The organism is Amphibacillus marinus, assembly GCF_900110345.1.
GTDB lineage: Bacteria > Bacillota > Bacilli > Bacillales > Amphibacillaceae > Amphibacillus_D > Amphibacillus_D marinus.
Map to the genome: position 1 here is coordinate 1 of NZ_FODJ01000015.1, position 12,442 is coordinate 12,442.

The following is a 12,442-nucleotide window of genomic DNA, read 5'->3' on the forward strand; positions in this document are numbered from 1 at the left end:
TGTTGTAGTTGATTAACGCTAACGAGACCATTAAAGGCACTTATTCTCAAAAACATAAGAACTCAACTTTTGATTTGCAATTTTTATCTTTATTTAACTAAGGTTATAACTATAAGTCTCAAATGTTTTTTTTAGAAGAAGCTGGGACATAACTAAATATTGAAACAGGGTATCCGAACATTCTGATTAAGCGTAGGTAAGATACGTAGACTCCTGTGGGAACAGCACGAGCTGAGGATCCACTGTGTGAAGTGTCTTTCTTCACACAGTTAGCCGAAGCCGTGCCCACGGAAAGCGAAGTGTTTTACCGAAGCGCCATATGCTTTCAGACATAATGTTCGGATTTTCCTTATCTAATTAAGCTTTTGTCTCAGCCCCTTTTTTACTTCACTAGCAAGTGAGTTTCCCAAGAAAGAGGAAGCGCTAGGGTGCAGCGTGCCACCCCAACCCTTACCGACCATATAAATATGGTCTATATGTTTTAAGTTAGTGTAAGTATATTTACGAATATGCCAATCGCATATATAATACAAACAGCTAATCGAGTGCCTGAATTCCAATAACTCTTTCTAAACATGAGATATAATCCTACAGGTGCAAAAAAGATTAATAAGACAATCATATACAAATGCTTATTAAATTCCCTGAAAAACCTAGCCATCTAGCTCACCCGTGTTTAGCTGGGTGAGGAGATCCTTTAAATCAGCAAGTGATTCAATCATTTCATCAGCATGCTCTTGGGAAAAAGGAAAGCGTGTCTCCTTTTTTGCAACGGTATACATACCAGCTCTTTTGGCAGATTCTATTCCATAATTTGAATCTTCAACAGCAAGACATTGAGCAGGCTCAAAACCTAACTGTTGTGCTGTTGTTTGATAGATTTCAGGATGTGGCTTAGACATCGCAAACATATCACCACTTATAACCAGCTCGAAGTACGGTTTTATTTGACAGGTGGTTAGAATAGCTTCTATCTTGTCTGGGCTCGCCGAAGATGCTAGTGCGAGTCTGTAGCCACTTTTCTGAAGCCAATCTAGTATTTGTATAACACCATTGTTTAGTAATGTTTCAAAAGGAATAGGATCATCTTGATAATAGGTGTTGAAGGCCTCAAAGTACTCTTGATGATTTGTAGGCTTATGATAGTATTTAGATATAATTTGCCACGTCATCGGCTTATTTCCCCCAACTATTTTTTTAAGTTCTTCATCAGGGATAGTGATACCTAGACTTTGTAAATAATTCTGCTGTCTTAAGAACTGGATGGGTTCTGTATCAACCAGAACACCATCCATATCAAATATTATCGCTTTAATTTTCATCCAATTAATCCTAACTGGGCAAGCTTATTATATTCGTCTACTATTTTTGCGACTACTTCACTATTTTGATCTCTTCCTATATGGCTCGCCACAGTATTCTGCAAGCCATTCTGTTCAATGTCATCCTGGAGTTTTATTGCATTTGCATCCTGTGGTTCAGTATAGGCAAAAGCACAAGCAATTGCTTTCGTAATAGCGTCATAATTAATGTCGTATTTTTCACAAAGTGCTACTACACCCATAAAGCGATCTTTTGGCCCCACTTTTCGAATAGGATCATACCCGACGCGGAAAATGGTATCAGGCATTTCGTTTTTTGCCTCGGGTAAGTATTCTAATTCCCGGATTTCATCTCTTGTTACCGGGTATTCTTTTAGGACGGCTTGAACGGTTGCGTCATGTACACCTTTTATTAATGCTGCGATATCTTCCTCCTGAGCTGCTGTTGGAATATCATCAAAGCCTTTTAGATAGCCATAGTAGGCCGTGGCTGCATGAGGACCATTAATGGTAAAAACTTTGATATCCTTTAGCATGGCAACATTTTTACGGACATCTAACCATTGTACATCCGAAAAATCTGAGTAGACAGGCTCTTGAATAATAAGTGATGCTACAGCAGTTGTAACCAAGTTAGTTGAATAATTGGTTTCGGCATCAGTCGATCTTCTTACAATCGAGTCACGAATGGCAACATGACTGTCAAACCAATCTTTTGTTTCTTGATTCGTAAGGTTATCCCTAAAATAAGCTGTAATCTCAGGAATAATATGATTTTTATTTGTTAAACAAATCAAAGTCTTTTTACTATTAGGATTCTGCTTAAACTGTTGTTCAAATAATTCACCTAAATAATGAGCTGCTTCTTTAAAATCTTCAGGGTATAGAGGGAGCATCAATAGATCAGAGCTTAAGAATGCCTCAGATACAGAATGCTGTTTATCCGTTGTAAAAGCCTGATAACCAGAGATCACATTATCAACTACAGTATCTGTTTTATGGACACGTACCTTATAGTTACCGTTTTTCAATAGTTCTTTAATTACTTTAGGGTCTTTATCTAAAAAACTAATGTTCCAGCCTGCATTAAAAAAAGTTTCTCCTACAAATCCTTTTCCTAGTCTACCTGCTCCAACAATTAATACATTTTTCAATTAGAACGCCTCCAAAATTTCTGTCTATTCTTCTCTGTCCGTAAATAAAGCAAGTATTTCTTGTCGCGATTTTGCATATCTAATTTTGTTTACATTCTCTTCATCCATTAACGTTAAAGAAATATTGCTAAGGATTTGCAAATGTGAATTATCTTTACCTGCAATACCGATTACGACATATGCAATCTCACCGTCAAATTCGACACCATCAGGAACTTGAATGATTGAAATGCCAGATTCTATAATTAATTGATCTGAATCCTCTAGTCCATGTGGGATGGCAACATGGTTACCAATGTAAACAGACAACCTTTGATTCCGTTCAACCATCTGATCAATATACTCGGGCTGTACATAATTTTGCTCAACCAGGATTTTCCCGGCAGATCTGATGGCTTCCTCTTGAGTTGTGAATTTAGCATTAAGTATGATATCTTTTTCTTTGAGCGTCACAGGCAGGACTGTCTGTTCCTGATCATCAACATCTACTGGAGACGAATCAATAGAATCTTGGTTTCTGCTCTTTATTAAATCAATTGCTTCATCGTAATGATCCTCTTTTAAGAAATTGTTTATTGAAAGGTAGAAGGTATCTTCATTTTTATTGTTTAGTCTAGCGCGTTCAATTAGAGAATCCAGTGTAATGACTAAATCAGTATCAGATCCAATTTTATTAGCAGAAGCGTTTGTAACTGTTATTCCTTCTAATCCTTCTTTTTTTAATCGATTTCTTAATACAGAAGCTCCCATAGCGCTTGAACCCATTCCAGAATCACACGCAACAATGATCTTCTTAATAAGATTAGTAGACGCTACATTAGCCTTAAAATTATCGACAGTCTTAACGCTTCTACCTCCTACATTAAAATCAAGTGAGGGATCGGCTTTCTCTTCACCAGAACCAAAAATCTTTAATAGAAAGGCACCAATAACAGCGGACACAATGAATCCGGCTAATATTGAAATGAGGTTTGCCCAAATAGCATCCTTAGGGGTCATCATGGCGATGGCAATTAAACTACCAGGTGAAGCAACGCCAATTAATCCACCACCCAATAAAACCTGTAAAAATAGTGAGACGGATAATCCACCCATAGTTGCAAATAATAAAATTGGGTTGGCTAATACAAATGGGAAGTATACTTCTCCGATGCCGGCGATCCCTGCTATAAACATGGCCATTGGAGCTGTATTTTTAGCTCTCCCCTTTCCAAAGATTGCGATCGATAACAGGGTTCCTAATAGGGGACCATTATTTGTATCAACAAGGAACATAATGGATTTGCCTAGTTCGGCTGCTTGAGCATAGCCAATTGGTGCCAGAATTCCATGATTCACAACGTTGTTCAAGAATAAAACTTGAGCTGGTGCCATAAAAACGGATAGTAATGGGATAAGTTGATTTTCAGTTGTCCATCGAACGCCTGCAGTTAATCCAGAAATTAGCAGTTGAATAAACGGACCAACTGACATGAAAGCCAGTATAGTCAGAACTGCACCGATAATGCCTAAGCTGAAATTATTAACAAACATTTCAAAACCAGGTTTTATTCTATCCTGCACAGCTTGGTCGAATTTCTTTAATACCCATGCAGAAAGTGGGCCCATAACCATAGCTCCACTGATCATTGTTACATCTGACCCAATAATAACCCCCATAGTTGCAAAGGCGCCAATTACGCCACCGCGCTGTCCGTGAATGTTATAACCAGCGGTATAACCAATTAATAGTGGAAATAAGAAATTAAGAATAGGACCAACGATCTCATTAATTTGTTCATTTGGAAACCACCCATTTGGGATAAATAATGCTGCTATTAAGCCCCAACCTACAAACGCACCTAGATTAGGCATAACCATTCCACTCATGTGGCCACCAAATTTACGGATTCGTGCTAAAATTACACCATTACTTTTTTTAACAGCATGTTCCATCTTGGTTGCTCCTTTATCCTTTAGATTTTCCACCCGTAATATTAATGGTTGTCCCAGTTATATAACTTGAATGATCAGATATTAAATAAGAAATTAAGTCAGCAATCTCTTCTATTTCACCTGGTCGTCCCAATGGAATAACTGTTTCATAATTTGCCGAGATATTATTTGGATCTTGCCCTCTTGTGTAGGCAAGGGCTTTAAATGCCTCATCGTTATTCATTGGTGTACGGACATTTATGCCTGGCTCTACTCCGACTACTCTAATATTATAAGGACCAAGTTCTTTAGCCCAAGATAGTGCAAATGCATGCACAGCTGCTTTTGTACCGGCATAACAACTCTGCCCTTTCGAACCTTCAATGCCAGCTTCAGAAGACATATTTAGGATTACGCCACTTTGCTGTTTGATCATGACACGTGCAACCGCCTGTGAACAAAGGAATACACCTTTTTGGTTAATCCGAACCATAAAGTCAAAGTCATCTTCACTTAGCTCATACTCAGGCTTTTCACCATAGTAGTCGACTAACATACGTGGTCGACTTACCCCGGCATTATTAACTAAACCGTCAATTCTTCCATGCTTTTGAAAGACTTTATCTACCATCTGCTCAACATCTTTTTTATTTGAAATATCACATTTGATAAAGTCAACGCTTACATTTTCTTTTTGAGCATCATTCTCGACTAAATCTACAGAAATAACAAATGCACCATTTGCAGTTAAATTATCGACCATCTTTTCGCCAAGTCCCATACTACCACCTGTGACAATTACGACCTTACCTGATAAATCTAACCATTTTGAACTCATTTTATCTTCACCTCATGTTAATTATTTTTTTCATTTAACTAATCTCTAAACCTTCTTTGCGAAAAACCCCCTCCTGACGCAGACAAATAAAACGCTAACACGAGCATAAACAAGCAAAAATATTAATTGTTTGTGCTATTAAGGTCATTGTAATTGCAAAACAAGTATAAATCAACCCTTTTATGCGCTTTTAATTATTTTTTTTGCATGTTCAAGAAAAAATAATACTAGTATTTAGTTATTTATGTTAAACTTAGTTACATTAAGGACCAATTAGGAGGTGTTATCGTGCTAAAAAGAGAACGTCAAAAAAAAATATTACAGATATTAACGGTGGAAAATAGGGTAATTGCTAAAGAATTGAGTCAACGCTTGGATGTTTCTGAGGACACGGTTAGAAGAGATTTAAGAGAGATGGATCAAAAAGGGCAATTGAAAAGGGTCCATAGTGGGGCGATTAGTAATGGGCCAGCTGTAACCAATTTTGAACAGCGCCAACAAATTGATACAGAGCTAAAAAACCAATTAGCGCTAGGAGCACTTCCGTTATTTAGAGAAAATAGTGTTATTTTAGTGGATGGGAGTACGTCAAATCTAAGATTGGTTGAAGCTTTATCGCCTGATTTTAAAGCAACTATTATTACAAATAGCCCTTTTATAGCAATTGCGCTAATGCAAAAGAAGAATATTGAGACCATTTTACTTGGTGGAACATTTGCTAAGCGAGCAGCTGTCAGTCTTGGATTCGAGGCAATGCAGGAGCTTACAAAAATTAAGGTCGATACGTATTTAATGGGCGTATACAACTTTGACCCTACTGTCGGTATCACAGTGCACAATCAACTTGAGGCACAAATGAAACGAAAGATGGCCGAAGTATCTGATGAAGTAATTGGTATTGCTACAGCAGACAAATTAGGTGTGCATGACAACTATATATGTATAGAGACAGACCAGGTTGACTATTTAATCACGAATGCAGTTGACGAAGTATTGTTGCAGGAGTTTGTAAAAAGAGGTGTATCCATTATTAATGCCTAGGCAAGAACTAATGTGATCCTTGTTACGGAGCAATTGTAACATCTAAATGTAAAGAGAGGAGAGGTAAGCTATGAAATTACAATTAGCACTAGATGACATTACGCTAAATGATGCTTTAAGCTTGTTGAAAGCTATAGAGCCTTACATTGATATTGTAGAGGTCGGTACGCCCTTTATGATGGAGTATGGTATGGAAGGTGTCCGGTCAATTAAGCAATCCTTTTCGACAATAGAGGTGTTGTGTGATGCTAAGATCATGGATGCTGGTAGCTACGAAGCACAACTCACCTTTGAAGCAGGAGCTGATTATGTGACTGTTTTAGGTGTGACGGACGATTTAACGATTGAGGAGGTGGTCCGTGCAGCAAGAGCTCATGCTGGAAAAGTCATGGTTGATATGATCTGTGTAAAGGACTTGAAGGAACGTAGTCAACGATTAGAAGAGCTAAATGTTGATGCGATCGCTGTTCATACTGGTGTCGACCAACAAGCAGCAGGACGGACCCCGCTAGATGATTTAAAAGTGCTAAGTAAATATGTCAAAAAAACACCCATTGCTGTAGCGGGTGGTATTAATCAACAATCGATAAAGGACTACCTGACATATAGACCGGACATTCTGATTGTTGGCGGTGGTATTATCCATGCAGATAATCCAGTTGAAGCGGCGAAGAATTTAGCTAATCAATTAAAAGGAGTGAATTCAGTTTGAGTGTAAAAAAATACACAGAACAAATACTAAAAGAATTAGCAAGTAATGTTACACATTTAAATGATGCACAGCTAGATAAACTCATTGCTGCAATTAAAGAAGCAAATCATATTTTTTTAGCCGGATCAGGACGATCTGGTATCGCCATCCGAGGATTTGCTAACCGTCTCATGCACTTGGGTAAGTCAGTTAGCATTGTTGGAGATGTATCGAATCCCCACAGTGACTCAAATGATTTATTAATTATTGGCTCTGGCTCTGGAGAAACAGACAGTCTTGTTTCCATTGCCAACAAAGCTAACAAAGCTGGGGTGAAAATAGCCTTAGTGACAATGGATGAAAAATCAAAGATTGGCCAACTGGCTGAAGTAATTGTAACGCTGCCTGGTGTGTCCCCTAAATTAAAGAATGCCGGTATAACAATTACTTCTATTCAACCGATGGGATCAGCTTTTGAACAAATGTCGTTTTTAACCTATGATGGTATTATATTAGAACTGATGGAACATTTAGATGAAACGACAGAATCCATGTTTCCTCGCCATGCGGATTTAGAATAAGATATAACTTGTCCTCAATTAAAGTCAAACTCTGATTGAGGGCAAGTTACTTTATGCTAGAATACGAAGCTAAGTTATAGATGCTCATAGCAACAGGGATATTGGAAATGGCCAGAAGCATTGTTGAATAAAAGTCCACTGATTATTTAATAACTAAGCCAAGCATCTGAGCAAAAGCAAGAGCTTGTTCTTCCGATACGATACAGCCCTTCAGTTCATCTGGCGAAACCGTGAGTGATTCAAAGCGTGAACGACTAATATCAATGCCCTTTAATTTCGTTTGGTCAAAATTAACGCCATTAAGATTACAGTCATTAAAAACGGTTTTTGTTAACTTGCAACTAAAGAAATCCGCGCTTTCTAAGGTGGATGAGCTAAACCGTACCTTATCTAGCTTTGAATCACCAAAGCTGCTCATTGACAGCAAACAATTGTCAAATAAAACATTACCGAGCCTGCCCTCAACAAGCTTTACACCCAATAGCTTGCAATTTTTAAAGGTAACCCGATGAATACTGGCTCTGCTCAAGTCAGCATTTGAAAAATCACAATTCTCGAACTGAACGTCTGTGATATCAATGTTTGGCAAGGCTGTTTGCCTAAACGTCGCATGTTTAACGATCATTTGATACAAACGCACGTTACTCAATGACTCGTTATCAAAGTCAGCACGTTCAATTTCAATCCCTTCTAAATAGGGGTCAATATCATCAAAAATAGCATGAAAGCTTCCTAAAGGTAGGGTTTGTGGTAGTTTTGGTTTATCAATTTTAATCATGATCACCTGTTTCTATTAAGATTAGAGCAACCTCTTTATCTATTGTACCATTCCCTTGTCAAGTGTTAAGGAGTTGTTTCCGAATTGAAAAATAGCAGTAATACCTCCTCTTAGACATTTTTCAGCTCCTTACAGCAACATCACTATATAATTGTTTTTATTTATAGGTAATTGAGTCTTGATAGATTGTAAGGTTATTAAATATAATATTGAGCAAATTCGAAACAACGAAGTAAAAATCAAAGATAACGAATTATTCAAGCTCATGATATAATTAACCACTTAGGATTATTACACTTTCACTCAAAAAATAAAGCCCTAAATAAAATTTGATAAAATATGGAGGTATAGGTGAATGAATAAACGATGGACCATTGATGAAATTAAAAAATTTGTTGAGGAAAATTCGACAAGTAAGTTATTGACAACGGAATATCACGGCTTTTCGCAAAAATTACAATTTAGATGTGCTTGTGGTAACAATTTCGAAAAAAACTTGACGAAATTCAAAAATAAACACCAACGAAAGTGTGACGAATGCCAACCGCCAAAGGCATCGCGATAAAGGGATAAGGTTAGCTGTACACTACTTGATATCTTTTAAAAAACATGAGGTTAAAAAATTTCAAAAAATTAGAAACTCCCCACTCCTTATATAATGGCTGTTGACAACAAGCCGCAAAGGGAGTGGGGAGACACTATTGAAAAATTAGTCTTCTTCATTTAATTTCGATCACAGTAATTCAATTTCTTTATTCAAGTCAGCCAAAGCCTTACCATTCTTCTGAACTTTACTTTCGATTAGTAAAGCATATAAAAAGTAATCACAGAGAAAAATACTAAAAAGTAATCTAAAGTCATCATATTATTCTCCCCCATTAATGTTTATCAACTATTTCCGCGCCTTACTCACTCTCAACTGCTTTCCTTTAATCGTCGTATTCGCCATCGCTTGCATGACAATTGATCCTTTTCCGTTCAAAATATCAACATAGGTCATTTGCTCATGAATGGTGATAATACCGATATCATCGGCAGTAATACCAGGGATTTTAGCAATTGTTCCGACAAAATCTACCGCGCGGAGTTTTTTCTTTTTCCCACCGTTGAAATGAAGCTTCAATATATCCTGATTCATGCGGGCTGTTTTACTATTTTTTACAATCCGTTTGCTGCCCTGCTTCTCTTCAAAAGCAGCTTGTCCGCTCGTCACTTCTGAATTAGCTGGTGCTTCCATCGTAGGTATTGTAAAGCCAATATAGTTCTCAATTTCTTTAACGAACTTGCCTTCGTATGGTGTTGCAAGCGTGATTGCCTTGCCTTTATTGCCGGCCCGGCCCGTTCTTCCGGTTCTGTGCACATAGGCATCGGTCTCCAGTGGAACATCATAGTTCACAACGAGGGTCACATTATCAATATCGATTCCTCTAGCAGCGACATCGGTTGCGACAAGATAGCGAAAGTTCCCGGATTTGAAGCCGTCCATAACAGCAAAACGCGTCTCCTGCTCTAGCCCCCCATGAAGTCTTTGACAAGGATAGCCGGCTTGATCCAGTTCGCTATATACTGTATCAACGTTGTCTTTTGTTCGGCAGAAGATTAGGCAACTGTCTGGATTTTCAATAACTGTTAAGTCTTTGAGGAGTGGAATCTTGCCTTCCTCTCGAACTTCAATTAAGCCGTGCTCAATGGTATTAGCAGTTATTCCAGTTGTTGCAATCTCAATATGGGTCGGCTCATGCATATACTTATGGCAAAGCTTCTCAATATCTTTAGGGAATGTCGCTGAAAAAACCATGGTAACGCGATTGGTCGGAAGCTCGTCAATGATTGCTTCGACTTGCTCAATAAACCCGCGATTAAGCATTTCATCGGCTTCATCAATAATAAGATACTTTATTTGATCTAATGCGATTGTCCCGCGATCAATATGATCAAGTACACGTCCAGGCGTCCCGACAACGACATGGATCTTTTGCTTTAACGCATCCTGCTGTGGTCTAAACGGTTCTCTTCCATAGATGGCTAATGCTTTGATGCGTTTAAATCTTCCAATATTCGTCACATCCTCACGAACTTGAACGGCAAGTTCTCGCGTCGGGGTTAGAATCAGAGCCTGTGGTTTATTTTCCAGCCACTCAATCATATCGGTAATAGGAATACCGAAGGATGCTGTTTTTCCGCTCCCTGTCTGCGCCTGAACTACAAGATCGTTATTTTCTAAAGCTAATGGAAGTACTTTGCTTTGAACTTCTGTGGGCGTGTCGTACTTTAATACCGTTAGTGCTCGCTTTATTTCGTCACTAATTGGATAATCGACAAAACTTTTTTCACTCATTTTTCAACCTCTTTTTTTTTATTATTTAAATAGAATACTATCTCGTTAACGATGCAATACTTTAAAGCTTCAATATACCTGAGTGGCATGACAAATGCAATTGCTTATTCAATCCGTATTGCTCGTGCAGTTATATGGTAAAATTATTTTAGTTTAACTAAAAAGGACGTGACAAGGTGCTTATTGCTGTTATTATTCTATCCATTATCTGTTTCTTACAAATGAGCTATATCCTTTACTATCGAAGCCAAATAAGAGAGATTGGCCAGCAATTAACCTTTATTTCGAAGCACGATTCGCTCAAGTTGCTCCAAACTCAGCTCAAACCAACAGAGATTTACCAGCTTACTGAGTTTTGCAATCAACTTCTGCGTCAACAAAGAGAACAGAAGCAGGAACTCGCAGTGAAAAGTGAAGAAATTAGTACAACAATTGTGAATTTATCTCATGATATCCGCACGCCACTTACATCTTTAGACGGTTATTTGCAGCTTGCCGATCGAGCCAATGACCTTAAGGAAAGCCATCATTACTTAAAGCTGGCCCGAAGCAGAATGAAGCAAACGATCACACTAGTTGATGAGCTTTTGTTGTATACTAAATTACAAAATCAAGATTACATATTAGCAGTTGAGCAACTCGATATGGTGAATTGTTTAAAAAGAAGTGCGTTAAGATTTATTGATGCCTTCACCGAGAAAGGCTCTGAACCAAGTATTAGCTTGCCTGATCAAGCGATCTTTGTAAGTGGAAACACACTAGCCCTTGAGCGTGTCTATGATAATATCATTCAAAACTATCTCATCCATGGTAATGGTGATTTAGAGATTTATTTTGAGGAAAAGAACGATAGTCTCACTCTTTCCTTTGTTAATGCGGTAAAGGAAAGTGAACGAATCAATTTGGAGAAGATTTTCACCCGGTTCTATAAAGGTGATTCGTCTCGCCAGCATTATTCTTCGGGGCTCGGGCTCTCGATTGTCAAAACATTAGTCGAGAAAATGGGTGGTCAGGTTAATGCGGCGCTCGAGCACGATCGGTTTTGCTTAGTGCTTGTTTTCACGAAAGCAGGAGAGGAAGTGGAAAAGTGGCTACAAAATTCAGCGAATCGACCATTCTAATTATTGAAGATGACCAACATATCAATACGATTATCTTTGATGTGCTAACGAAAGAAAATTTCCAGTGTACCCAGGCTTTTTCAGGTAGTGAAGCAAAGCTACTACTTAACCAACAGGAGTATGCGCTCATTATTCTTGATTTGATGCTCCCAGGTATTCAGGGGGAAGTATTAATGTCAGAATTAAGGACCGAATTAAGACACCAAACGCCCGTCATTGTTCTTTCTGCTAAGGATCAGCTTGATTATAAATTGAATTTGTTTGAATTAGGTGCTAATGATTATGTGACCAAGCCCTTTGAAGTGAAAGAATTATTAGCCAGAGTCCACGTTCATATTAGAAGAAGTGCAGAAAGAGCTAGTGAATTAACATATAAACATAAAGAACTGAACATGAATTGTCATACCCGAACCGTTACAGTAAAAAACAACGAATTGACCCTAACGAGACAGGAGTACAAAATTCTCGAGCTCTTGGTCAAAAATCCAACTCGTGTTTTCACGAAAGATGATCTCTATCAGCTTGCATGGGGCGATCACTACATGGGAGAGGATAAAACAATTACTGTGCATATTAGCAATATTCGTCATAAGATTAAAACGCATGATGAAGCGCAATACATTGAGACAGTCTGGGGAATCGGGTTTAGGTTAAGTAAGTAAAG

At 38.1% G+C, this 12,442-nt stretch carries 12 protein-coding genes; 6 read left to right on the forward strand and 6 right to left on the reverse strand.

Annotated features, from left to right (window positions below; translation table 11 throughout):
- Positions 1–653: 653 nt before the first annotated feature.
- From BM000_RS15300 to BM000_RS15315, 4 genes are read right to left on the reverse strand one after another with little or no spacing between them, the layout of a single operon-like run.
- On the reverse strand, positions 654–1,322 hold the full coding sequence (locus BM000_RS15300) for an HAD family hydrolase (protein WP_091500056.1): 669 nt from the start codon (positions 1,320–1,322) through the stop codon (positions 654–656).
- Positions 1,319–2,476 (reverse strand): mannitol dehydrogenase family protein, encoded by a 1,158-nt coding sequence (locus BM000_RS15305; RefSeq protein WP_091500058.1) that lies wholly within the window; start codon positions 2,474–2,476, stop codon positions 1,319–1,321. Before BM000_RS15305 ends, BM000_RS15300 begins: the two co-directional genes overlap by 4 nt.
- Before the next feature lie 24 nt (positions 2,477–2,500).
- A complete protein-coding gene (locus BM000_RS15310; RefSeq protein WP_091500060.1) occupies positions 2,501–4,411 on the reverse strand; it encodes a PTS mannitol transporter subunit IICBA in 1,911 nt (636 codons plus the stop codon).
- 13 nt (positions 4,412–4,424) lie between these two features.
- Positions 4,425–5,228 (reverse strand): sorbitol-6-phosphate dehydrogenase subunit, encoded by an 804-nt coding sequence (locus tag BM000_RS15315; protein WP_091500062.1) that lies wholly within the window; start codon positions 5,226–5,228, stop codon positions 4,425–4,427.
- A 288-nt stretch (positions 5,229–5,516) separates the two neighbouring features.
- Here BM000_RS15315 and BM000_RS15320 point away from each other — a divergent pair, with 288 nt between their 5' ends.
- The 3 genes from BM000_RS15320 (at position 5,517) to hxlB (ending at position 7,541) form a co-directional block, all read left to right on the forward strand.
- Positions 5,517–6,269, forward strand: coding sequence for a DeoR/GlpR family DNA-binding transcription regulator (locus BM000_RS15320; RefSeq protein WP_091500064.1), 753 nt, complete (start codon positions 5,517–5,519; stop codon positions 6,267–6,269).
- 70 nt (positions 6,270–6,339) lie between these two features.
- Positions 6,340–6,981 (forward strand): 3-hexulose-6-phosphate synthase, encoded by a 642-nt coding sequence (gene hxlA / locus BM000_RS15325; RefSeq protein ID WP_091500066.1) that lies wholly within the window; start codon positions 6,340–6,342, stop codon positions 6,979–6,981.
- A complete protein-coding gene (gene hxlB / locus BM000_RS15330; RefSeq protein WP_091500067.1) occupies positions 6,978–7,541 on the forward strand; it encodes a 6-phospho-3-hexuloisomerase in 564 nt (187 codons plus the stop codon). Before hxlA ends, hxlB begins: the two co-directional genes overlap by 4 nt.
- A 142-nt stretch (positions 7,542–7,683) precedes the next feature.
- Here hxlB and BM000_RS15335 read toward each other — a convergent pair whose 3' ends face one another.
- Positions 7,684–8,316 (reverse strand): pentapeptide repeat-containing protein, encoded by a 633-nt coding sequence (locus BM000_RS15335; RefSeq protein ID WP_091500156.1) that lies wholly within the window; start codon positions 8,314–8,316, stop codon positions 7,684–7,686.
- A gap of 358 nt (positions 8,317–8,674) precedes the next feature.
- On the opposite strand from BM000_RS15335, the gene BM000_RS15340 reads away from it, so the two are divergent.
- The gene (locus BM000_RS15340; RefSeq protein ID WP_091500069.1) at positions 8,675–8,884 is read left to right on the forward strand and encodes a hypothetical protein; all 210 of its coding nucleotides are present in this window, start codon (positions 8,675–8,677) and stop codon (positions 8,882–8,884) included.
- A gap of 327 nt (positions 8,885–9,211) precedes the next feature.
- Here the strand turns inward: BM000_RS15340 and BM000_RS15345 are convergent, their stop codons facing one another.
- Positions 9,212–10,657 carry a DEAD/DEAH box helicase gene (locus BM000_RS15345; protein WP_091500071.1) on the reverse strand — a complete coding sequence of 482 codons (1,446 nt, stop codon included), beginning with the start codon at positions 10,655–10,657 and terminating at the stop codon, positions 9,212–9,214.
- 176 nt (positions 10,658–10,833) lie between these two features.
- Here BM000_RS15345 and BM000_RS15350 point away from each other — a divergent pair, with 176 nt between their 5' ends.
- Together BM000_RS15350 and BM000_RS15355 are read left to right on the forward strand one after the other, a co-directional pair.
- Positions 10,834–11,778: a sensor histidine kinase gene (locus tag BM000_RS15350; protein ID WP_091500073.1), complete on the forward strand. Its 945-nt coding sequence runs from the start codon at positions 10,834–10,836 to the stop codon at positions 11,776–11,778.
- Complete coding sequence (locus BM000_RS15355; protein ID WP_091500074.1) at positions 11,745–12,440, forward strand: response regulator transcription factor; 696 nt, start codon at positions 11,745–11,747, stop codon at positions 12,438–12,440. The genes BM000_RS15350 and BM000_RS15355 overlap by 34 nt, the downstream gene beginning before the upstream one ends.
- The last annotated feature ends 2 nt before the right edge of the window (positions 12,441–12,442 follow it).

Bases quoted from the DNA above. Each gene is read 5' to 3' on its own strand.
- BM000_RS15300 (WP_091500056.1), bottom strand. From the start codon at position 1,322: ATGAAAATTAAAGCGATAATATTTGATATGGATGGTGTTCTGGTTGAT.
- BM000_RS15315 (WP_091500062.1), bottom strand. From the start codon at position 5,228: ATGAGTTCAAAATGGTTAGATTTATCAGGTAAGGTCGTAATTGTCACA.
- BM000_RS15345 (WP_091500071.1), bottom strand. From the start codon at position 10,657: ATGAGTGAAAAAAGTTTTGTCGATTATCCAATTAGTGACGAAATAAAG.
- BM000_RS15340 (WP_091500069.1), top strand. From the start codon at position 8,675: ATGAATAAACGATGGACCATTGATGAAATTAAAAAATTTGTTGAGGAA.
- BM000_RS15310 (WP_091500060.1), bottom strand. From the start codon at position 4,411: ATGGAACATGCTGTTAAAAAAAGTAATGGTGTAATTTTAGCACGAATC.
- hxlA (WP_091500066.1), top strand. From the start codon at position 6,340: ATGAAATTACAATTAGCACTAGATGACATTACGCTAAATGATGCTTTA.